Here is a 23,761-nt window from a genome sequence, read left to right as displayed (position 1 = left end):
GGAGGTTCTTCAATTGAAAAAAGAAGCATTAAAAGCATTATTTGATCAAATGACCATCGAAGAAAAAATAGGGCAAACGGTTCAATTAGCCGCGCCTTTTTTTGAAGAAAATGAACAAGAGATAACCGGTCCACTGAACGATATGGGCATAACAAAAGAAAGCTTATGGCAAGCAGGATCGGCATTAGGAATATCTGGAGCAGAAAAAACAAGAAAAGTGCAGCAAGATTACTTGCAGCACAGTCGGCTAGGAATCCCGATGTTATTGATGGCCGATGTCATCCATGGCTTTCGAACGATCTTTCCGATTCCTTTAGGATTAGGCGCTACTTGGAATCCAGAACTGATTAAAGAAAGTGCAGCAATAGCGGCTAAAGAAGCAGCCGTTTCTGGATTGCATGTGACTTTTTCACCGATGGTCGATCTGGTTCGCGATGCGCGATGGGGAAGGGTGTTAGAGTCAACGGGAGAAGACAAGTATTTGAATCAGCAATATGCCCGGGCTTTTGTAGAGGGCTATCAGGGAAAAGATCTAAAAGAAGATTTCTCAAAAGTAGCAGCTTGCATTAAGCACTTTGCCGGTTATGGCGCACCTATCGCTGGCAGAGATTACAATACAGTTGAAATGACTGAGCGGACTTTACGTGAGCAGTACTTGCCTGCCTATAAAGAGGGCATTGATGCTGGAGCAAAATTAGTTATGACGTCTTTCAACACGATTGATGGTATACCAGCAACAGGGAACCAGAAATTGATGCGTAATCTTCTCCGCGAAGAAATGGGATTTGACGGTATCTTGATTTCTGATTGGGGCGCGATCGGCGAATTGGTTCCACATGGTGTAGCAGAAGACTTGCGAGAAGCGGCTAAACTTGCGATGAAAGCAGGAGTGGATATTGAAATGATGTCGCCAGCCTATGGAAAAGAACTGCAGCAGGTGATGGAAGAGGATCAGCAGTATGCGCAATTGCTTGACGAAGCAGTATGGCGCATTTTAGTATTGAAAAACGACTTAGGACTTTTTGAAGACCCCTATCGAGGAGCGGATGAAGCAGCTGAACAAGCAGAGATTTTTAATGGAAAAAATCGAGAAAAAGCTAGAGAAATTGCTGAAAAAGCGATGGTATTACTTGAAAATGATGGAACATTACCATTGAAAAAGGAACAAAAAATCTTGATAGTAGGACCAAAAAAAGACAGCCGCGATCTGCTAGGAGCGTGGTCCTGGCAAGGACAGCAGGAAGAAACCACAACGCTTATGGAAGCTATGTCGGAAAAGATACGGAATGAAAATATCCTTTCGATAGAAGATGAAACCGATCTTTACAATGGGCTAAACAGCTTTCATATTGCTCAAATTCATGAAGCAGATGTAATCTTAGTTGTCTTAGGAGAAAGCTCTGAAATGAGCGGTGAAGCAGCAAGCCGTTCAAATATTCGTCTCCCAGAAAACCAATTGGCTTTGCTAAGAGAACTGAAGAAGCTGAATAAAAAAATCGTTGTGACGGTGTTTAATGGACGGCCATTAGATTTAACTGAAGTCAGCAATTCAGCAAATGCGATGATAGAAGCTTGGTTCCCTGGAACAGAAGGTGCAGCGGCTTTAGTCAATACTTTATACGGCGAAGCTAATCCTTCTGGAAAACTGAGTATGTCTTTCCCTCGAAATGTTGGACAAGTTCCGATTTTTTATAATCAAGATAGCACCGGCAGACCTTTAAAAGAGGATGCGATGAGTGAAAAATATTTTTCAAGATATTTAGATGTTGAAAATACACCGCTTTATCCTTTCGGGCATGGACTAAGCTATACAACTTTTAATTTTTCAAAGCTCTTTCTTTCAGATAATAGACTGACAAAAGAGGACACCTTAACAGTGACGGTAGAAGTAACGAATAGTGGAGAGAGAAAAGGTGTAGAAACTGTTCAGCTTTATATACGAGATAAAGTTGCACGAGTCGTTCGGCCGGTAAAAGAATTGATTGGTTTTAAACAAGTGACACTAGAACCGCAAGAAACACAAGCCGTAACTTTTACCATCAATGAACATCAACTAGCCTACACACATACCGATTATTCAGTTTCCAGTGATGCAGGGGAATTTGAAGTCATGATCGGACCAAACAGCAGCGAACTGCAAGCTGCTTCGTTTTCATTGGAAAAATAGAACTGGATACAAAGATTAGATAAATCTTTATTCGTAAAATTTAGTACATGTATCTTTTAAGGAGTGGCAGGATGCAAAAAATAAAAAACAATAGAGAATCATTGATTCCTTTATCAGCAAACGGATTGACCTTTACTTTTATGCAAACAGGTGACTTATTTGAAATTTCTAAAGAAGGCATGATGCTGAATCAAGTAAACGGAAATCCAATCGATGGTTCAATGAATAACGTATACTTGCGTTTATATACAAAAAACGGCAAGATCATTTATCATCCAATGGTAGGAATCCATTCAGGCAGTGCTTTTTTTGTTGGGGAAAAGCAGGCAAAGTGGGCAGGAACTTTTGAAGGAGTAGATTATACCGTCTTTTTTGCTTTGTCAGAGCAAAACAGCTGGTTTTGGAAAGTTGAACTTTCAGGTCAAGGACGAGAAGTGGATGTTATTTATGGTCAAGATATCGGCTTAGCAGAAAAAGGTACTATACAATCAAATGAAGCCTATGTTGCACAGTATGTTGATCATAATGTCTTTGAAGATGATAGGAGAGGTTTTGTGGTCTGTTCAAGACAAAATCAACCGCAAGGAGAAAAATTCCCTTATCTCCAACAAGGTTCTTTAACAAAAGCAGTTGGTTTTTCAACAGATGGCTTTCAATTTTTCAAACCCTCTTATAAAACTAAAAATGAACCCGAAGTGTTGACAAAAGCTCAGTTGGCGAATGAGATCTACCAATATGAATTCGACTATACCGCCTTACAATCCGAAAAGACGGTATTGGAGGGCACAAAGGAAGTCCTCTTTTACAGCTTTTATAAAGAGTCGCATCCTGAAGAAATTATATCATTAGAATTTCAGAAGACGATTCTTCAATCTTGGAAAGAAATAAAAGAAGAAGAGAAGATGCGTCCGGTCCAAGCCTATCAAATAAAAGAAACGATCGGCGAACCGCTTGCCGGAAAAAGCTTAACAGAAGAAAAAATCAACCAGCTTTACCCAAAACGCTTGCAGGAAGAGTATAGTGAAGATAAGCTGCTATCGTTCTTTACGCCAGCATATGAACATGTTGTATTAAAGGAAAAAGAAGAACAGCTGGAACGGCCTCATGGGCAAATACTATTTACTGGACATCACTTAACAGTAAATGAAAATGTGATGAGTACAACTTCTTGGATGTACGGGATCTTCAATGCACAATTGGTGCTAGGCAATACAAACATGAATAAATGGCTCACAAATGCACGTAACCCATTAAACATTCAAAAAGTCTCGGGGCAGCGGATTTATGTAGCGTTGAACGGTCATTATCGCTTGCTGACAATGCCTTCGCTTTTTGAAATAGGCTTTAATTTTGCCAAATGGGTTTATGAAACAGACGAGGACACCTTTACTGTCATCAACTATACTTCCTCTGACCAAGCAGCGGTACACTTAATTGTTGAAGCACTGAGTAAGAAAAAATATCGCTTCTTTGTTACAAATCAGGTCGTGCTGAATAACGAAGAATATCAGACTGCCATACAGGTCAAACAAGATGGAAATATGTTAGCTTTTTCAGCAGATAAAACTGCTTCTGTCGCTTTTCATTATCCAGCATTGGTGTATCACTTGAAAATAAAGGGAACTTCAATGGCATTGACCGATGAAACTGCTTTTATTAAGGGAATCGATCCTGGAAGTGCTTCAATGGCTGTTTTAGCACTAGATGAGACAGATCGTTTTGAGTTGATTATCCAAGGAAGCTTGAATGGGGAATCTTTTCAGGAAAAAGAAGAAACACTAAAAACAGAAAAAGCAGCTTTTAAACAGTTTTTTGAAGAGACCATGAATCATTTTAACCTATCCCTGCCTAACAGATCAGACGCATTTCTTGAAAAGCTGAATATCATCACTTGGTGGTATACTCAAAATATGTTCGTGCATTATCTCGTCCCGCATGGTCTTGAACAATATGGAGGTGCGGCTTGGGGAACAAGAGATGTATCTCAGGGACCGGCGGAATATTTCATGGCGATGCAGGAATTTTCAAGTGTCCGTGCTATCCTTAAAACCTTATATAGCCACCAGCATATTGAAAATGGAAATTGGCCGCAATGGTTTATGTTTGATAAATACAGTGCCATGCAGGCTGATGAAAGTCATGGCGACATTATTGTCTGGCCTTTGAAACTTTTGGGCGATTATTTGACTGCGACAAATGACAACAGTCTATTAGAAGAGAAAGTACCCTATATGAAAGGCATGACAGGTGAGTTTACGAAAGAAAAATATACACTGTTTGATCACGTTGAAAAAGAAATTGCTTATATTCAAGCACACTTTTTACCTGGGACTTTTCTTTCGAGTTATGGAGACGGGGATTGGGACGATACCTTGCAGCCAAATGATGCTGCGCTTAAGAAAAGGATGGCTAGCAGTTGGACGATTGAACTGACATATCAGACTCTCAAACAATTTGAAAAAGGAATTGCCGTAAGTTATCCCAAGGTAGCGCATGAGGCGCAGCAGTTAGCAGAAGCAATCAAAAAAGATTATCAAAAGTATATTCTTACTGATGAGGTTGTTCCCGGTTTTATCCGTATGGAAGGAAAAGACAAAGTTGAGAAGGTCATCCATCCTGAAGATCAAGTAACAGGTATTCAATATCGACTTTTGCCAATGATCAGAGGAATGATTAGCGAGTTATTTACAGAACAGCAAACTGAGCAGCATTATCAGCTGATCAAGAAGGAACTGCAATTCCCTGATGGAGTACGCCTGATGAATAGACCGGCGGCTTATCATGGAGGAGTAAGCAGAAACTTCAAGCGAGCAGAGCAGTCTGCAAATTTTGGCCGTGAAATCGGACTTCAATACGTTCATGCACATATCCGCTTTTTAGAAGCAATGGCTAAAATCGGCAAAGCGGATGAAATTTGGAAAGGTCTCGAAGTGATTAATCCAATCAATATCCAGACAGCTGTTCCGACAGCCATGCGACGACAAAGTAATGCCTACTTCAGCAGCTCGGACGGTGCATTTAAGACACGTTATGCTGCTCAGGAAAACTTTGATCGGCTCAAAACACAGGAAGTTCCAGTTAAAGGCGGCTGGCGGATCTATTCAAGTGGTCCAGGGATTTATTTAAGCCAGTTGATTATGAATGTATTGGGAATAAAAATAGATAAAGAAGAGCTGTTCATTGATCCTGTATTAAGCAAAGAAGCAGATGGCATATGTTTTGATTTTTCGTACGGTGACTATCCTATTCAATATGTTTATCATGTTTCGAATGAGGTCCGAAATGAAGTTCAGATAAATGGACAATTAGTAAAAGGTAAACGCCAAAATCATCCTTATCGTCAAGGAGGTCTCTTACTAAAAAAAGAAGATGTCTTACAGGTTCTAAATGAAAAACAAAATATTATGCATATTTTTTTCAAAGAAAACAAATAAAAAATGAAATCGAATGAGTGAAATGCTCATGATAAAACGATTCATGATAGAATGGCAGTATAAAAAAATATGTAGGTGAAGATATGGTTGGAATAAAAGATATTGCTAAAAAAGCAGGTGTTTCTATTTCTACTGTTTCCTATGCATTAAACGGAAGTTCAAAAGTCACAACAGAAACAAGAGATCGTATTGTTGCTATTGCGAATGAATTGAATTACATTCCGAACATGGCGGGTAGAAACTTAAGAAGAAATAAGACGAATATCATCGGTGTATATATTTCCAGTTATAGCGGGACTTTTTACGGTGATCTATTGGATGGTATCATGCAAAAAGCCAAACAAAATGGGTATGAAATGGTAGCTTGTTCTGGAGATCGCTCCCATCTATTTCTGCCTCAACGCATGATCGACGGTGCAATCGTTCTTGATCCAGCTTTTCCTGATAAAGAGATCTTGCAATACGCAAAGCGGGGAAATAAAATCGTTGTATTGGATCGTAAAATAGAACATAAAAATATCTGCCATGTTCTCTTGGATAATAAAAAAGGATCTGAACAAGCGATACAAGCTTTAAAAGAAACAAAGGTTAAAAAAGTGTATATTCTTTCAGGACCAAAGGAAACATTTGACAGTAATGAAAGGTTATCTGCGGCTTTACAGACCTTAAAAAAATTGGCATTAAATGTTCGGATTATCCAAGGTGATTTTACAAAAGATTCTGGGAAAAGAGCAGCTAGAAGAATCGAACTGGATTGGAAAGAGCCAATCGGTATTTTTTCTTTAAACGATGAGATGGCCATTGGCTTGTATGATTATTTTCAGCAGTCTGCTTTAGTCATAGGAAAAGATGTGTTTGTTGCTGGTTTTGATGATATTTTGATCAGCAAATATATTACACCCGCGCTAGCCACGGTTTCTTATTCAAAGACAGAATGGGGGTCAATCAGTGCAGAAAAACTGTTTCAACTCATCCATAACGAAGAAACAAGAAACACGTTGATCGAAACAGAATTTATTTGGAGGGAATCTTTAGGAGAATCTAAAAATAAACTTTGATTATCAGCATTTATAAGAAAGTATATTCACGTAATAAATCATAAAAGAACGTTGAACATCAAAAAAATCAGTAGTTAGTATAAAAAAATGATTAATCATTTGGAAAAGCTGCCGGAGCGTTTATCAAAACTAAACTAACACAAAAAGATGAGACAATATAAAACACCTTCGAAATGGTATAATGAATCAACTACTATCTCGGAGGTGTTTTTGCGTGGGCAAAGACGTATATTCAAGTGAAGTAAAATGGGCGGTTGTCAAAGACAAACTCAGTGGCGAATTAACGAATTAGGAGATCATGGAAAAATACGGTATAAAAAATGTGTCACAGATTAAAACATGGATGAAGTGGTATCGAACGAATCAAATCCATCGCTTTGACCAACCAATCGGGAAACAGTATTCCTATGGGCTTGGACCGGATTCGAAAAATGAAGAAGAAAAGAAAATAGGCAGTTGGAACATCTACAGATGGAGAACGAGATTCTAAAAAAGTATTTAGAAATGAGAGAGGAGTTGAAAAAGAAGTAGTTCTTCGATTAGTGGAAAAGTTCCGAAGAAAGTATACCGTCACGGCAATTTTGGCTGCCTTGGAAATCGCTCGGTCTACGTACTACCGATGGACGAAAGAGCCAAAAAAGGTCTTATCGGAAGCGGAGTTAGCTATTACGGAACTTTGTCAGAAAAACAAATACCGTTACGGCCATCGTAAGATTCCGAAGCTCTTGAAACGGAAACATAAATTAAACTGCACCGGAATACCGTCCAACGAATGATGCAAAGACTGAACCTGCAATGCCGGGTGAAACCAAAACGTAAATGGAAATCTCAAGGAAAATCCGTGATTATTGCGCCCAATTTATTGGAGAGAAACTTTACTGCTTCTAGACCAAACGAAAAATGGGTGACTGACATTACGTATACTCAATACGGTCCGGAAACGCTGTATCTTTCGACCATTATAGATCTATATAACAATGAAATCGTCGCATATAGGCTGTATAGTCACCAACAGACACCATTGGTGATAGACACTTTGAAAGCAGCCTTGGAAGCAAGAGGGTACCCCAAAGGAGTCATGGTTCATTCAGATCAAGGATCGGTTTATACTTCCTATGCTTTTCAAGGTTTAGTGAAGGAGAGAGATTTAGTAGCCAGTATGTCCAGAAGAGGAAATTGTTGGGACAATGCAGTTATTGAGTCGTTTCATTCCAATATTAAATCAGAGGAGTTCCAGTACACGAAGTACCATTCATTGTCTTCACAAGAGGTTGTCGCTCGTGTAAATGATTATATGTATCATTATAATAACGAACGAATTCAAGAAAAATTAGACTACTACTCCCCTTTGGAATTTAGAGGAATAGCAGTCTAAGAAGGTGTTTTATTAGTGTCTCAAATCAGTATGTCAGTCAAAACCGGCAGCTTTTTATTTAGCTTTTTTCTTAAATGAAATGGAATTCTTATTTAATAACCATTACATATTGCTTTACTTATCAAAAGAAGTTAAAATATGCTTATTGAATATATAAAATCATTTGATAATCATTGATCATTTGATAAAAGATTCTCATTGAGAAGACTTTAAGGAGACGTTAAAATTGGCTCAAAATAGACTCTTAATCCAATCGATCGGAAAGTTGAAAAATAATGGCATCCGAATCACTCCTCAACGATATGCGATACTACAGTATTTAATTGAAAATGATACACATCCAACAGCGGATACGATTTATCAAGCTTTGTCTGAACGATTTCCTAATATGAGCGTGGCTACTGTTTATAATAATCTGCGTTTGTTCACAAAAATAGGATTTGTAAAAGAAATGAAGTATGGAGATGCTTCTAGTCGATTTGATTTCGCTACGACAGAACATTATCACGCCATTTGTGAACGTTGCGGAAAAATCGAAGACGTGTATTATCCAGGATTAGAAGATGTAGAATCCGTCACTGAAGATCTGACCGGGTTTAAAGTTCACACGCATCGTTTAGAGATTTATGGTATCTGCATGGAATGTCAATCTCAAGAGCAAACGAATTAAACAAAAGATTTAAACAAAAATGTACAGCAAAGGAGAGTATTTTCTTTGCTGTGCTTTTTTGATGCTACAAATGAAATAGTCACAAAATGATTGAAAAGCTTCATTTCAACAGAAAATCAAGTGGTATAGGTCAATGTAACAGTCGCTTAAAAAGCCTTTCTATCATTAAGCTATTCTTAAAACAGCTTGTTTTTTTCGATAAAAGCCGCCATAATGGAGGCAAGAGCTACATAAAATAGCTTTGAAAGAGAGGAAAGCGGATGACGACTTTAAATGATGTTGCGAAGCGGGCTAATGTTTCGAAAATGACTGTTTCAAGAGCAATCAATCATCCTGAACAAGTAACCGACGAATTAAAAGAATTGGTCTTTGCGGCCATGAAGGAATTAAACTATCGGCCTAACACAGCTGCTAAAGCTTTAGTCAACAATCGAACACTTGTGATCAAATTGTTTATTCTGGAAGAAATGGATGTTACGGAACCTTACTATATGAATTTGCTGACAGGCATCGCGCAAGGTTTGGATAAAGAACAGTATTCTCTTCAGCTGGTCACGAAAAACAATTTTGATCTCGGGCTTTGCGATGGCTATATTATGACCGGTGTTCGTCAAGAAGATTACGCTTGGATCAATGGAGCAAATAAGCCAGTGGTATTATTTGGCGAAAATGATCGCGGCTATGACTTTATTGATACGAATAATAAAAAAGGTGTTTCGATTGCAACAGCATATGCCGTTGAGCTAGGTTATGAACATTTCGTATTCGTTGGAATTGATGTCAATGAAACATTCGAACGTTCTAGAGAAGCAGGTTTTCTTGAAATTGTTCAGCATCATCAAAAAGACGCACGCATCATTCGATTTGAGAATCGGTCACGTTATAGCGCTGCTTATGTTGAAGAGAATTGGGAACAGATTGAACACAATACCGTTTTTATCTGCAGTTCAGATCGATTAGCGATTGGCGTGGAAAGAGCCATCCAAAAAATGAATGGATCCATCCCGAAAGATTTTGGTATTATCGGCCATGATGGGATATTTTTGGATCAAATCGCTTTTCCAAGATTAACTACGATCAGACAGCCGGTCGTTGAAATGGGAGAAGCTTGTGCTAAAATGATTTTGAAAAAAATCAAAGAAAAAGGGAAATCACAAGGAAAACAATTTTTTGATTCAAAGCTGATCCCAAGAGAAACAACTCGAAAACCGTCTAAGGAAAAAACATCAAGCCTTGCACTAGCTGCAGAAGATGCTGAATAAAAGCTGTATAAAAAATCGTAACAGGATAAAAATAGAGATTTTTGAAAGCGATAATAAAAAACTGTTCGATCATTTTATCCCTAACATTAGATTTTAAAGATTGAAGTGTTCACTATACCATGGTTTTATCCATACAAAAAAAGACAGACGTTGAATTGTTGCTCAGCGTCTGTCTTTTTTTGGTTCTTCTTCTAACATTGGTAAAGAAATTTCTTCCCGATTTAGCATTAAAAAAATGATTTTTTTCTGACCAATGTTAAATATTGTAGAGTCTCTTTTTTTAATAGAGATCATTAAGCGTTTAAAGGCTGTTGACCTTGGGCATAGAAAACACGGCGGTCTTCTTCAGGTACCATGCTGCCGCCTGTTGCCCAAGCAATATGAGTAGCCCGATCCATTTTATCTTCTAAATGATTTTCTGTGATATATCGGCGTCCTTCTTTCGTTGAGAAAAGACGAGCCGGTCCTGGTAATCCAGCCAATGCTGCAGGTTCGAGAAAGATGTGTTCTGTGTCTGCTATCGTTGTCAATAAACGATAAGTTTCTTCATCTTGGACCGTATAGCCTCCGCTGAAAAAGTTCTCCATAACTTTGGAAACAAAACCTGAAGTTCGAGGTACTGCCAATCCATCTGCACAAGTCACACCGTCGATCATAAAATCTTTAATAGAGACGGCATCGTGTTGATCTGTCAGCAAGCCAATCAACATGCTTGGCATATGAGTAGGTTCAGCGAAGAAGCAATGGACATGATCCCCGTAAACCTGTTTTAAGCCAAAAGAAACACCGCCAGGACTTCCACCGATTCCACATGGCAGATAGACGAAAAGCGGATGGTCTGCATCGACTAAAATTTGTTTGTCAGCCAATTGTTTTTTCAACCGATTGCCTGCTACAGTGTAGCCTAAGAAAAGGTCAACGGAATGTTCATCATCGACGAAATAGGACATCGGGTCTCTGTCTGATTCCTTGCGACCTTCTTCGACTGCTTTTGTAAAATCAGATTCGTGCTCGATCACAGTAACTCCTCTGGTCCGCAAAAAGTCTTTTTTCCATTTTTTAGCTTCAACTGACATATGGACAGTCACATCAAAGCCAAGTTTTGCACCCATCGTTCCGACGCTGATGCCTAGGTTTCCAGTCGTTCCGACAGCGATTTTATAATGAGAGAAAAAGTTTTTAAAAGTTTCGCTAGCAAAAATAGCATAATCTTCATCGATGCTTTTTAGCAGTCCATGCTCGAGAGCTAACGTTTCTGCATGTTTCAGGACTTCATAAATGGCACCGCGCGCTTTGATCGTACCGGCGATTGGCAAAGTATCATCTCGTTTTAAGTAAAAATCGCCTTGAACCGAAGTGTGATAAGCAGATGTCACAACCTTTTTCATTTCAGAAATTGGCGAAATGCCAGACTCAATGATTCCGTCAGCTTCTGCTGTTTCTGGAAATGCGATTTGAATATAAGAAGCAAAACGTTCTAAACGTTGTTCAGCATCATCTACGTCAGCTTTGGACAACGTTGTTTGTTTTGATGCTTCAACAAAGGGTCCTTTTTTCGGATTGTTCCAGAAAATCTCCTCTGTATGAATGATCTGATCCAATTCAGGATATTGATCGACCCATTCACTTAAAGACTTTCCAGCAATCACTCGCTCAAACATATCTATTTCTCCTTTTATATCGTTATTAAGCTTTCATCATTTAAATCATTCATTTTCTTATCAATAACCACTTGTTACTGTTTATTCGATATGTTCACTTAGTCAGTAAGCAAGCAAAGGAAAAAACAGTTTCAACGTTAATTAAATTGATACTAAAATTTCTAGATAAGGATAACATATTCTTCCGTGAAATACGATAAAAAAGGGGGAATAATGAAAGAATCATGTGAGAAAAAAGAAAACAAGAAAAGAGGAAAAAATCGAGTGTTAGAGCGGTAAAAGACAAACTTTGGACAGAATCGAATCTTCTGTTACCGCTAACATCAAATTACAAGTTGTAAGTGCTTTTTTGTTTGGGTAACCTATTAGGAGAGGAAACATTGAAACATCACTAGGAGGAAAGAACATATGACAGATAAATGGTGGAATCAGGGCGTAATCTACCAAGTGTACCCAAGTAGTTTTCAAGATACAAATGGAGATGGTGTTGGAGATTTGCGAGGAGTGACCAAACGCCTGGATCATATTCAAGCACTCGGAGCAACGATCATTTGGCTAAACCCAATCTTCGCGTCCCCTAAAGTAGACAACGGATATGATATATCAGATTACTATCAAATCGATCCAGTTTTTGGTACGATGGCTGATGTTGAAGAGTTGATCGAAGAAACGCATAAAAGAGGGTTGAAAGTTATTTTTGATCTTGTTTTAAACCACACTTCTGATCAGCATCCATGGTTCCAGGAAGCGATCAAAGGTAAAGACAATCCTTACCGAGACTATTACATTTGGGAAGATCAGAGTCCGGAAGGGCATCTGCCGAATAACTGGGCATCCTTTTTTGGCGGCAGTGTATGGGAGAAGGAGCCTTATGGTGATCAATACTATTTTCACTTATTTGCCAAAGAAATGCCGGACTTAAATTGGAAGAATCCTCAAGTTATGGAAGAAATGACAAAGATCAGTCACTTCTGGCTTGAAAAAGGAATAGACGGTTTCCGTCTGGATGCCTTTATTCATTTGGCAAAAGAAGAAGGGTTCCCTGATGTTGAAGCAGCGGAGGGTGAAGTCGCTTTGGCAGAGGAATTTTATTCTAACTTAGAGAATGTGACTGACTACATCAATGGTCTTGGGCAAAAACTACGGGAAGATTATCCGGATATCTTCATTGTCGGTGAAGCAGCTTCAGCAGATATCGAGCTGGCTAAAAAATATACGGATCCAGAAAATGGCGGCTGTGATGCCGTGATCACGTTCCGTTTCTTTACAATGGATGAAACACTGAAAGATCCGCGATTGCCGCTGGAGTTTCAATCTTCTAAGTTAGATATCAAAGCGTTCAAAGAAACGATGAAAGAATGGCAAGAAAACTTAGCAGATATTGGCGGACCAACATTGTATTGGAATAACCATGATATGCCAAGAATGGTTTCTCGCTTTGGAGATGAGAAAAAATATCGCAGCAATAGCAGTAAGATGTTGGCTACGTTGATGTATTTGCAAAAAGGGATGCCGATTCTTTTAAATGGGGAAGAGATCGGGATGAAAAATCTTCAGTCAGACAGTCTGGATGCTTTTACGTTAACAAATGAGCGTCAGTACATTGAACGTGCATTAAACTTTGGCTATGCCGATTCCTTTTTGCTGCAAGAGCTGAGTTCTAATACAAAAAGTGCGAGCCGAGGCGTGATGCAATGGGACGATTCCCCATTTGCAGGCTTTTCAACAGTCGAACCATGGAGCGGTGTCAATGAAGAAGCAAATTATACCGTCGCCACACAAGAATCAGATGAAGATAGCATTTTTTCGTATTATAAACTCCTTTTAAGGTATAAAAAAACACCCTTGTTTACCAAAGGCGACTTTAAGCTTCTTGAAACCAATGACAACTTATACTGTTATGAACGAACACTAGGAAACTTGACGGCGTTAGTCTGTTGCAGTTTCAGCAGTGAGGAAGAAACTTTCTGGGAAACAAAACTCAACAAATGGGATTATCAGTTGTTGCTGAATAATAATAACAACATGATCGAAGGAGACATGATCCGCTTATCTCCTTATGGGGCCGTTGTTTTAGTGTTCCATACAGAAGAAGCAGAAGACATATCTGAAAAATAAGAAGAGTTGCTGTTTTTGATAATGCAACGGTCTTAACAGTAGAATGGACAAGTAAACATGTAAAAAAGATAGAAAGAAATGAGGATTAAGAATGGATTCATCAGCACTATACCATCGACCTGATAGCGAATATGCTTATCTATACGAAACAGGACACTTTCACATTCGTTTGCGCACAAAAGCAGGCGAGATCAAAAGTGTAAAATTAATCAGCGGAGACAATTACGCTTATAATCGGGAAGAATGGATCGAAGAAGAAAAAAATATGAAGTTGTTATACCGGACGAATGTGCACGACTATTGGATGATCGATACGTACGCTCCGCATAGTCGTTTGGCTTATGCTTTTCATGTAACGGATCATTCAGGGATCGAGATCTTGTATACAGACAGAGGCGTTTATCCGTTTGAAGACCGCTATATGAACAATATCAACAGTTTCTTTCGTATGCCTTACTTCCACAGTATCGATCAGATCAAAACGCCTGAATGGGTCAAAGAAACCGTTTGGTATCAGATCTTTCCAGAACGATTCGCAAACGGCGATCGTTCAAATGATCCTGAACATACATTAGAATGGGGCAGCAAACAAAACCCGGAAAGAGATGATTTTTATGGGGGAGATCTGCAAGGTGTGATCGACCATTTGGACTACTTGATGGATCTTGGGATTAACGGTATTTATTTTTGCCCAATCTTTAAAGCACCTTCAAACCACAAGTATGATACAGTCGATTACTTCGAGATCGATCCGCACTTTGGGGATAAACAATTATTCAAGACTTTAGTTGAAGAAGCACATCAAAGAGGGATCCGTGTCATGCTGGACGCAGTGTTCAACCATATGGGGATGACTTCTTATCAATGGAAAGATGTGTTAGACAAACAGGAAGCCTCTCAATATAAAGACTGGTTCCACATCAAAGAGTTCCCTGTTCGATCATTAGAAGGTTTGTCTGCTGATGAGCTGGAAAATGTCGGACCGTTGAATTATGACACCTTTGCTTTTACTGGGCATATGCCTAAGTTGAACACTGCAAATCCTGACGTTCAACAATACTTGCTGCAAATCGCTTCCTATTGGGTACGTGAATTCGATATTGATGCTTGGCGCTTGGATGTTGCGAATGAAGTTGACCATCATTTCTGGAGATTGATGAATGCAGAAATGAGTAAACTAAAAGATGATTTTTATATGTTAGGCGAGATTTGGCATTCTTCACAAAGCTGGCTGCAAGGCGGCGAGTTTAATGCGGTCATGAACTATGCCTTTACGGAACAAATCGAAGGCTTCTTTATTAATAAATTTAGTTCCGCAAGTGGAATGGTTTCTGGTTTAAATAAACAATTGATGCTTTATCGTCAACAAACCAATGAAGTCATGTTCAATACACTAGACTCTCATGACACTCCGCGACTATTGACAAAAGCAAACGGAAACAAATATGTAGCCAAAGCTGAATTGACTTTTATGTTTACACAAATGGGTGCGCCGTGTATTTTTTACGGCACCGAAGTGGGATTAGAAGGATATGATGATCCAGATTGCCGTAAATGCATGATCTGGGATGAAGAAAAACAAGATCATGATATGATGACATTTACGAGAGAACTGATCCATTTCCGTAAAAAGCATCAGAAGCTGCTGAGCTATGGTGAACTGCTTTGGGATGATATTCATGAAGAGGAAAGAGTGATCGGCTTCAGACGGAAAGATAGTGAACAAACCTTGTATTGTTACTTCAATCAAGGAGATGAAAATTTGAAGTTGCATTATCATCGAGAAATCGAACCTGTATTCAGCCATTTGACTTCTGTAAGCGGGTATGCGGCTAAGCTGAAACCCAATGGCTTTTTGTTGTTCACGCTAGGAGATGAAGAGGAAGAAGATGAAATCTTAGCTGCTTTTTAAAATGAATAGCTAAACAGAAACCCGACAAACAGATGCCTCTTAACCAAAAATGGCAGCTGCTTGTCGGGTTAAATGTTACTCAGAAAGAAAAGGGTTTCAAAAAGTTGGATTCTTGTTACCGGTAACAGGAAGAAAACGATTGCAAAAAGAATGACCGTAAGTAATAATATGGTTGTAAACAAATAACATACATACTTTAAGGGGGAAATAAAATGATGAAAAAGTGGAAAAAAACAGCTTTAGGACTCGTTTCTACCAGCGCATTATTTTTGGCTGCATGCGGAGGCGGAAATACCGGTGATCAAAATGCTGACAAGGACACAAACGGTTCAGGAGAAACAGCAAACAACTTTGATGGAGAAACGCTAAAAGTTTCAATTGATCCAATGTATGCTGACTATATCAATGACTTAGCACCTAAATTTGAAAAAGAAACAGGTGCAACGATCGAACTGGAAGAACGAGATATGTTCGAGACATTAGAGGCACTGCCTCTTGATGGACCTGCTGGACTTTCACCAGACGTAATGTTGTCCCCATATGATCGAATCGGCGGTCTAGGTATGCAGGGCCATCTTGCTGAATATACGTTGCCAGATGATGGGCGATACGATGAAATCGATCAGCAGCAAGTGATGATCAATGATAAAATTTATGGTGCTCCTTTCGTTATTGAATCAATGGTCTTGTATTACAATGAAGATTTGATCGATAAAGCTCCTGCTACTTTTGATGAATTGGAAGCCTTAACAAAAGATGAACAATTTGCTTTTGGAAGTGAAAAAGATAAGAGTGTTGCCTTCTTAGCGAACTGGGTCGATTTCTACAACTCTTATGGATTGTTGAATGGATTTGGCGGATATGTATTTGGTGAAAAGGGCACAGATCCATCTGATGTTGGTTTAAACACACCGGATGCAGTTAAAGGTATTGAATATGCTACCCACTGGTTCAAAGACATTTGGCCAAAAGGAATGTTAGATGCTACAAGTGCTGGCAACTTTATCGATGATCAGTTTACTACTGGTAAAGCTGGCGCAGTCATCAATGGCCCATGGGCAGCTTCTAACTATGCTAAATCTGATATCAATGTTGCTGTTTCAACAGTACCAACATTGCCAAATGGCGAAGAATACCAACCGTTTGCAGGTGGTAAAGGTTGGGTCGTCAGCGAATACGCCCAAAACGTTGACCTCGGAAAAGCCTTCTTAGATTTTGTTACGAATGAAGATAACATGCAAGTTTTATACAATGATTTCACTAACGAAGTCCCAGCAAACCAAATGGTCAGAAAATCAATTATCGATGCTGATGAAGATGATTTAGCGATGGCTGTTATCAATCAATACAACGTTTCAAGCCCAATGCCTAATATTCCTGAAATGGCCGAAGTATGGGTAGGTGCTGAAACAATGATGTTCGATGCTGGTTCAGGCAATAAATCTCCAAAAGATTCTGCTGATGATTCAGTAAAAGTCATCAAAGACAACATCGATCAAAAATATTAATCATAGACGAACATTCAAAGGAATCGGCGGAGATGAGAAAGTGGTCTCTGCCGGATTTTTTTAAATAGAAGTAAAGAAAGTTGGTCATCTATCTTGCGCCGACTTGCTCATTAAAAAAAGGAGTTGAATCGCTATGGCGACTACGACAAATAAACAAAAAAAAGTAACATTTTCAAAAGAACAGCAGGCGCATATGCAAAAAGCAACATGGCTCTCCCTTATTCCTGGATTAGGTCAGTTCTATAACAAACAAATCTTTAAAGGTGTTATTTTCTTAATTATCTTTGCTCTCTTTGTTTTTCAAATGTTATTCTCAGGTGTTCATGCTTTAAATGGACTCATTACACTCGGTTCTACCCCTCGAGAAGATCATTCTCTTTTCATTATGATCCAAGGAGCTATGCAGCTCTTACTCATCTTGATTTATGCCATTTTTCATCTTGTCAATATGGTCGATGCTAGAAAAGTAGCGAAACAATCTATTTTAAGTCCTGACACAGTCAGTCATACTCCAACACAACTGTTGAAGAACGTATGGAATAATGGATTTGCCTACTTACTGACAGTACCTGCTTATATCTTGATGATTTTCACGATTGTTTTTCCTGTATTGGTTACTATTTTTATAGCTTTTACCAACTATGACTTTTATCATATACCGCCTGCGACATTGATCGACTGGACAGGTTTTGAAACATTCAAAAGTATTTTCACATTGAGTACTTATCGTGATACATTTGGCGCTGTTTTTGGTTGGACGATAATTTGGACGCTGTCTGCTACAACTTTACAAATCGTCGTAGGGATTTTTTGTGCCATCATGATGCATCAACCGTTTGTCAAATTTAAGAGAATCTTTGGCGTCATTTTACTGCTTCCATGGGCTGTACCAGCTTTTATCACGATTTTATCTTTTTCAAATATTTTCAATGATAGTGCCGGTGCAATCAATACACAAGTGATTCCGCTCTTAAACCATTTACCTTTGGTTGATATTCCGATGATTTCATGGAAGACCGATCCATTTTGGACTAAAATTGCGATCATCAGTATTCAAGGTTGGCTAGGATTCCCATATATTTATGTCTTAACTTCAGGTATTCTGCAATCAATCCCAGATGACTGGTATGAAGCTTCAGTAATTGATGGAGCAAATGCCTTGCAAAAATTCCGTTACATTACTTTACCTCAAATCTTTGCAGTAGCTGCACCAGTTTTTGTGACACAATATACATTCAACTTCAATAACTTTTCAATGATTTACCTCTTTAATGGTGGAGGACCGGGAAGTGTAGGGTCCGGTGCAGGAGCGACTGATATTTTGATCTCATGGATCTACAAACTGACGACTGGAACTTCTCCGCAGTACAATATTGCTTCAGCAATCACTTTGATTATATCCGCGATCGTGATCTTTGTGTCTCTGCTCGTCTTTAAACAGACAAAAGCATTTGAAATGGAGGATTAATCTTATGAAAACAGCAAAGAAATATAAAACACAAAAAAATCAACGCTTCTGGACAAAATTTTGGACCTATCTATTTCTCTTGTTTATTAGTGCGGTTATTCTTTATCCCTTATTGATCACCGTAACTTCTGCTTTTAAAGCAGGAAACTTAATGGCTTTCCGACTGGAATTAAATGCAAACTGGACGCTGGACAGCTTCAAGCGACTCTTTACCGATACAATGTATGGCCAATGGTACTTGAATACTTTAGTTGTCGCGATCACATCAATGCTTGTGCAAGTTGCTGCGATCACTTTAGCGGGATATGCTTACAGCCGATACCGGTTTGCAGGACGCAAGCAAACGCTGAAATTTTTCTTGCTCGTTCAAATGGTTCCGACAACTGCTGCATTGACTGCCTTTTATGTCATGGCCTTATTGATCGGTGGATTAGACCAACACTGGTTCTTGATTTTGGTATATATCGGCGGCGGGATTCCAATGAATACATGGCTGATGAAAGGCTACTTTGATACTGTACCGCTAGACTTAGATGAATCAGCTCGATTAGACGGAGCAGGACATTTTCGTATTTTCTGGCAAATTATTTTGCCGCTCGTTCGTCCAATGATCGCAGTTCAAGCCTTATGGGCCTTTATGAATCCATTTGGAGAGTATATGTTAGCTCGATTCTTGCTACGTTCTCAAAAAAATTACACGGTAGCTATCGGATTACAAACTTTTATCAGCAATCCAAAAAATCAGCAAGTGACATTGTTTGCAGCAGGCGCTATTTTGATTGCTGTTCCGATTTGTATCTTATTCTTCTATCTGCAAAAGAGTTTTGTAACCGGATTGACAGCTGGCGGTACAAAAGGTTAATAAAGAGCTGCGAGTTCAAGATTTGAAAGAAAGTGTGATAAGATGAAATTAAATGCGTTTCCCTTAAATTATTTTAAACAGATATGGACACCATCCAAATTGTTTGCAGAACGACGTGAATTGAATGTTTTTCAATTGTTTTTGATCATTGTCTTTTTAACGAGCTTGATGATCGTCCCAGTCAGTATCCATTATGCAACACTTGATTCATTTCCGATGGAAGGAACATTTAAAGAAAGCTATCAGCTGGTTGATGATTCAGTTGTCCAAAAAATGGAACAAATGCAGATCACAGATGGTCAATTAGAAGGACCGGCTTTTGAGATTGAAAAAGCGGAAGGGATCGTCGGCGCTGGTTTATCAAGCGATGAAGTAGAGACAGCATTAAAAGCCGATAATGCATTGATTTTTCAACAAGATGCTTTTCTACTGAAAGAAGGATCAAAGTCAATCGCCACTGTGCCCTATACAAAAGACGTATCGTTTCATCAAGCAGCAACCGTTCAAGCTTTTAAAGCAGAGTTATCGCGCCAATGGCTGATTCAAAATCAAGCTTATTTAACAGGTGTCTTTTCGTTGCTGCTGTTTGCGGTGATATTGACGATCAATGTGTTGCTCGTTGCAGGTTCGGCCTTATTTCTCTACTTGACCAAACGTAGCCGTCAAACTTCTATCACCAGCTATAAAGAAAGTGTGAGTGTGATGGTCAGCTGTTTGTCATTGCCGACTTTCGCAGCTGCTATCATCGGTATCTTCCGTTTTGATATCATCACAATGATCAGCATTCAAACCATTGGAATGGTTCTGTTGCTGCTGTTGGTTTATTTTAAAACACAATTTAGAGATGCTGCTTTTAAGAAGGAAAGCATTTATACAGAAACTATTTAATCAGCATCAAGAAGGCACGTTTGATGAGTAGATAAAAGCCGAATATCATTAGAAAATGAAATAGACAAATGCTGAAGGATTTAGGAGTGAAGCAATCATGAAACGATTATTTGACATTGATCCATGGAAAATAAAAACAAAGCAGCTAGATAATGAAAACAAACGACTGCAAGAAAGTCTTACTTCTTTAGGAAATGGCTATATGGGAATGCGTGGTAATTTTGAAGAAAGTTATTCTGGAGATACGCATATTGGAACCTACTTAGCTGGCGTTTGGTATCCAGATAAGACGCGTGTCGGCTGGTGGAAAATCGGTTATCCGGAATACTTCGGTAAGGTCATCAACGCTACGCAATTGATTCCAGTTGATATTTATGTAGATGAACATAAAGTCGATCTTGCAGTAGATACAGTAAAAGACTTTTCTATCAATTTAGACATGAAGCAAGGCATCCTTTATCGTCAATTTGTCTGGTACCAAGGAGAAACTGAAATTCTTTTTCATTTTAAAAGATATGTCAGTATCGTCCGTAAAGAATTGGCGGTCATTGAAATTTCAGCTGAAGTTCTAACAGGTGAAGCTGAAATTCGCTTTGAGCCAAAACTAGATGGAGACGTAGAAAACGAAGATAGCAATTATGAAGAAAAGTTTTGGCTAGGGATCGATCAAGGTGTAGGTGAGAAAAGCTATCTCACAACAAAGACGGTTGATAACCCATTTGGTATTGAACAGTTTACGGTCACTACAATGATGCAAACGTTAAAAAGTGAAGGGTACCAAGAATATAAACAGGAAGGCCATCATTTGCTTGTTTCTGAATCATTTTCATACAATATGAAAGCTGGCGAAACAGCAAAGTTATCTAAACTTGTCAGTGTGATCACAAGTCGAGATATCGAACCGGCTAAGCAAAAAGAAACAGCAGCAGCTGTCTTAAACAGTGCAATAGAAGCAGGCGTTGAAAAAGTTGAGAAAGAACATATTGAAGCTTGGGCAGATCGTTGGCACAAAGCAGATGTCAAGATTGAAGGCGACGATGAAAGCCAACAAGGAATCCGATTTAATATTTTTCAGCTGTTCTCAACGTATTATGGTGAAGATTCACGCCTTAATATCGGGCCAAAAGGCTTTACAGGCGAAAAATATGGTGGTGCTACTTATTGGGATACAGAAGCATACATTTTACCGATGTATTTGTCTGTAGCTGACGAAGAAGTTGCACGTCAATTGATCGAATACCGTTATCAGCAATTGCCGGGTGCTTATCATAATGCAAAGCAACAAGGACTGAAAGGCGCCTTGTATCCCATGGTAACGTTTAATGGTATCGAATGCCATAATGAATGGGAGATCACGTTTGAAGAGATCCACCGTAATGGCACGATTGCGTATGCCATCTATAATTATACCAACTACACTGGTAATGATGAATATTTGCTGAACCAAGGAATTGATGTATTGATGGCCATTTCTCGTTTTTGGGCAGATCGTGTTCACTATTCAAAACGAAATGAAGCATATATGATTCACGGTGTCACTGGTCCAAATGAATATGAAAATAATATCAATAATAATTGGTACACTAATACAATGGCAACATGGACCCTTCGCTATACGCTTGAGACGTTAGAAAAACTATCTCCTGCTAAACAGGAAGAATTGAAAGTAACAGAAGATGAGAAGAAGGTATGGCAAGATATCGTCAATCAAATGTATTATCCATATGACGAAGAGTTGGGTGTTTTTGTTCAACATGATGGCTTTCTTGATAAAGATTTAAGAGATACATCTACTTTAGATCCTGAAGAAAGACCGATCAACCAACATTGGTCTTGGGACAAGATCTTGCGTTCACCGTTTATCAAACAAGCAGACGTATTGCAAGGCTTTTATTATTTAAATCATGAATTCAGTTTAGAAGAAAAGGAGCGTAACTTTGCATTTTACGAACCTATGACTGTGCATGAGTCTTCTTTATCCGCTTCGATCCATTCCGTTTTAGCAGCTGAATTAGGAAAACAAGAAAAAGCTTTTGAGATGTATGCACGTACAGCTCGATTGGATTTAGATAATTATAATAATGATACAGAAGATGGACTGCACATCACTTCGATGAGTGGCGGTTGGTTGGCAATCGTACAAGGTTTTGCTGGTATGCGAACAGCTTTTGATACGTTAAGCTTCAGACCGTTTTGTCCTCAAAACTGGCAGCAGTATACTTTTAAAGTCAAATACCGAGAAAGACTGCTGGACATCAATGTGACAAAAGAAGCTGTATCTATTACCCTTCAAGAAGGCGAATCACTTTCTTTACTCCTTTACGACGAAAAAATCCAATTAACAGATACTATCTCTCGTCCAATCCAAAAGCAAGAGAAGAACACCGCACTATAAAACACACTTGCCTTAAATTTCAAACAAGAGTGGATATTACTAGAAAGCTGTCAGCAAATGATGCCGACAGCTTTTTTCATGAAGAATAAGAGACGATATTTTTGTAGAAAGAATAATAAAAATGTTCAATAAAGTATTTTATATTTTGCAAAAAAGGGAAGTCGCAGTTACAACCAGTTTCTTAAGTTTAGTTTGTTCAAGAAGCTTTAGAGGTTTACACAATGAGAACATTAAAATGTCTTTCCATTTATTAGAAGCAATGGTTAAAGAACAAAGATAAATATGCATACAATAGAAATATCTTAGGAAAGTTATGCAGAACGATTGATCATTGTCTTAGGCTAGATGGAGATGCAACACTTAAAAGATAAAAGTCAAAATTATTGAGATTGTATATATATACGTTTTTAAAAAATCATGTTAAAAAATTCAATTAAACAGTTGACCAAACAAAAGAAACTTGATATAGTTTAATGTGTTAGCAGATAGGTATTGTAACTGTTTACAATTTCTATAAAGCTACTCGAAAACGTACGGTATACTTTGACCCTATGAATTGTTTTGTATGATATTTCAAAAGTCAGAGATGCTGTTTTTACTGCTTTATGGATAAACATTCATTTTTCTAAAAAAATGAATAAAAAGCTGTTGACAAAGTTTTGACATCTTGATAAACTAACGAAGTCGCAAATAAAGGCGGACAGATAAAGAATAAATTATCGATTTTGAAACCTTTATAATGAACGTAAAAAAAAACGTTGACAAGTTTTTCACTCTTGTGATACTATTTAGAAGTTGTCGCTGAGGCAACAATAAATGCAAGAAATTAGACCTTTGAAAACTAAACAAAGTAAGACGAACCAATGTGTAGGGCGTTTTGACAAGTGTCAAAACAAACAACATTAGTGAATATTTATTCGCTAGCAATTCAATTAATGAGCTACAAGCTTCATTAAAAACGTTGAGTGAGACTCAACACTTTT

Annotated in this window: 13 protein-coding genes and 1 pseudogene; 13 read left to right on the top strand and 1 reads right to left on the bottom strand. The window is 38.4% G+C overall.

All coding sequences use genetic code 11. From position 1 onward, the window contains the following. Positions 1–13 precede the first annotated feature (13 nt). The 6 genes and pseudogenes from bglX (at position 14) to BM057_RS00895 (ending at position 9,966) form a co-directional block, all read left to right on the top strand. Positions 14–2,167, top strand: coding sequence for a beta-glucosidase BglX (gene bglX / locus BM057_RS00920; protein ID WP_092090801.1), 2,154 nt, complete (start codon positions 14–16; stop codon positions 2,165–2,167). Between the two features lie 71 nt (positions 2,168–2,238). Further along, positions 2,239–5,601 (top strand): GH36-type glycosyl hydrolase domain-containing protein, encoded by a 3,363-nt coding sequence (locus BM057_RS00915; RefSeq protein WP_092090800.1) that lies wholly within the window; start codon positions 2,239–2,241, stop codon positions 5,599–5,601. Between the two features lie 83 nt (positions 5,602–5,684). After that, on the top strand, positions 5,685–6,659 hold the full coding sequence (locus tag BM057_RS00910) for a LacI family DNA-binding transcriptional regulator (RefSeq protein ID WP_092090799.1): 975 nt from the start codon (positions 5,685–5,687) through the stop codon (positions 6,657–6,659). 214 nt (positions 6,660–6,873) lie between these two features. Further along, a pseudogene (locus tag BM057_RS00905) lies at positions 6,874–8,034 on the top strand (IS3 family transposase). A gap of 226 nt (positions 8,035–8,260) precedes the next feature. Next, positions 8,261–8,704: a Fur family transcriptional regulator gene (locus tag BM057_RS00900; protein WP_047391388.1), complete on the top strand. Its 444-nt coding sequence runs from the start codon at positions 8,261–8,263 to the stop codon at positions 8,702–8,704. A gap of 260 nt (positions 8,705–8,964) precedes the next feature. Beyond that, on the top strand, positions 8,965–9,966 hold the full coding sequence (locus BM057_RS00895; protein WP_092090798.1) for a LacI family DNA-binding transcriptional regulator: 1,002 nt from the start codon (positions 8,965–8,967) through the stop codon (positions 9,964–9,966). A 293-nt stretch (positions 9,967–10,259) separates the two neighbouring features. Here the strand turns inward: BM057_RS00895 and BM057_RS00890 are convergent, their stop codons facing one another. Beyond that, a complete protein-coding gene (locus BM057_RS00890; protein WP_092090797.1) occupies positions 10,260–11,627 on the bottom strand; it encodes a D-serine ammonia-lyase in 1,368 nt (455 codons plus the stop codon). 408 nt (positions 11,628–12,035) lie between these two features. Between BM057_RS00890 and BM057_RS00885 the strand changes: the two genes are divergently transcribed. The 7 genes from BM057_RS00885 to BM057_RS00855 all read left to right on the top strand — a co-directional run bounded on the left by BM057_RS00885 (position 12,036) and on the right by BM057_RS00855 (position 22,778). Then, entirely contained in the window at positions 12,036–13,745 is a 1,710-nt protein-coding gene (locus BM057_RS00885; protein WP_092090796.1) for an alpha-glucosidase, read from the top strand. A 91-nt stretch (positions 13,746–13,836) separates the two neighbouring features. Then, complete coding sequence (locus BM057_RS00880) at positions 13,837–15,657, top strand: glycoside hydrolase family 13 protein (RefSeq protein WP_092090795.1); 1,821 nt, start codon at positions 13,837–13,839, stop codon at positions 15,655–15,657. 212 nt (positions 15,658–15,869) lie between these two features. Beyond that, entirely contained in the window at positions 15,870–17,165 is a 1,296-nt protein-coding gene (locus BM057_RS00875; protein ID WP_218147431.1) for an extracellular solute-binding protein, read from the top strand. Positions 17,166–17,298: 133 nt separating this feature from the next. Beyond that, entirely contained in the window at positions 17,299–18,633 is a 1,335-nt protein-coding gene (locus BM057_RS00870; RefSeq protein WP_052181834.1) for a sugar ABC transporter permease, read from the top strand. 4 nt (positions 18,634–18,637) lie between these two features. After that, on the top strand, positions 18,638–19,495 hold the full coding sequence (locus BM057_RS00865; RefSeq protein WP_092090794.1) for a sugar ABC transporter permease: 858 nt from the start codon (positions 18,638–18,640) through the stop codon (positions 19,493–19,495). Positions 19,496–19,537: 42 nt separating this feature from the next. Beyond that, complete coding sequence (locus tag BM057_RS00860; protein WP_092090793.1) at positions 19,538–20,383, top strand: DUF1189 family protein; 846 nt, start codon at positions 19,538–19,540, stop codon at positions 20,381–20,383. Positions 20,384–20,480: 97 nt separating this feature from the next. Continuing rightward, complete coding sequence (locus BM057_RS00855) at positions 20,481–22,778, top strand: glycoside hydrolase family 65 protein (RefSeq protein ID WP_177186138.1); 2,298 nt, start codon at positions 20,481–20,483, stop codon at positions 22,776–22,778. Positions 22,779–23,761: the final 983 nt, after the last annotated feature.

The sequence above is a fragment of the Pisciglobus halotolerans genome (assembly GCF_900113675.1).
In the GTDB taxonomy this organism is placed as follows: domain Bacteria; phylum Bacillota; class Bacilli; order Lactobacillales; family Carnobacteriaceae; genus Pisciglobus; species Pisciglobus halotolerans.
Note: the sequence above shows the minus strand (reverse complement) of the source record. Positions and strands in the feature narration are given on the sequence as shown.

Excerpts from the sequence above, each read along its gene's own strand:
- BM057_RS00915 (WP_092090800.1), top strand. The coding sequence starts at position 2,239 with ATGCAAAAAATAAAAAACAATAGAGAATCATTGATTCCTTTATCAGCA.
- BM057_RS00910 (WP_092090799.1), top strand. The coding sequence starts at position 5,685 with ATGGTTGGAATAAAAGATATTGCTAAAAAAGCAGGTGTTTCTATTTCT.
- BM057_RS00895 (WP_092090798.1), top strand. The coding sequence starts at position 8,965 with ATGACGACTTTAAATGATGTTGCGAAGCGGGCTAATGTTTCGAAAATG.
- BM057_RS00890 (WP_092090797.1), bottom strand. The coding sequence starts at position 11,627 with ATGTTTGAGCGAGTGATTGCTGGAAAGTCTTTAAGTGAATGGGTCGAT.
- BM057_RS00885 (WP_092090796.1), top strand. The coding sequence starts at position 12,036 with ATGACAGATAAATGGTGGAATCAGGGCGTAATCTACCAAGTGTACCCA.
- BM057_RS00880 (WP_092090795.1), top strand. The coding sequence starts at position 13,837 with ATGGATTCATCAGCACTATACCATCGACCTGATAGCGAATATGCTTAT.
- BM057_RS00875 (WP_218147431.1), top strand. The coding sequence starts at position 15,870 with ATGATGAAAAAGTGGAAAAAAACAGCTTTAGGACTCGTTTCTACCAGC.
- BM057_RS00870 (WP_052181834.1), top strand. The coding sequence starts at position 17,299 with ATGGCGACTACGACAAATAAACAAAAAAAAGTAACATTTTCAAAAGAA.
- BM057_RS00865 (WP_092090794.1), top strand. The coding sequence starts at position 18,638 with ATGAAAACAGCAAAGAAATATAAAACACAAAAAAATCAACGCTTCTGG.
- BM057_RS00860 (WP_092090793.1), top strand. The coding sequence starts at position 19,538 with ATGAAATTAAATGCGTTTCCCTTAAATTATTTTAAACAGATATGGACA.
- BM057_RS00855 (WP_177186138.1), top strand. The coding sequence starts at position 20,481 with ATGAAACGATTATTTGACATTGATCCATGGAAAATAAAAACAAAGCAG.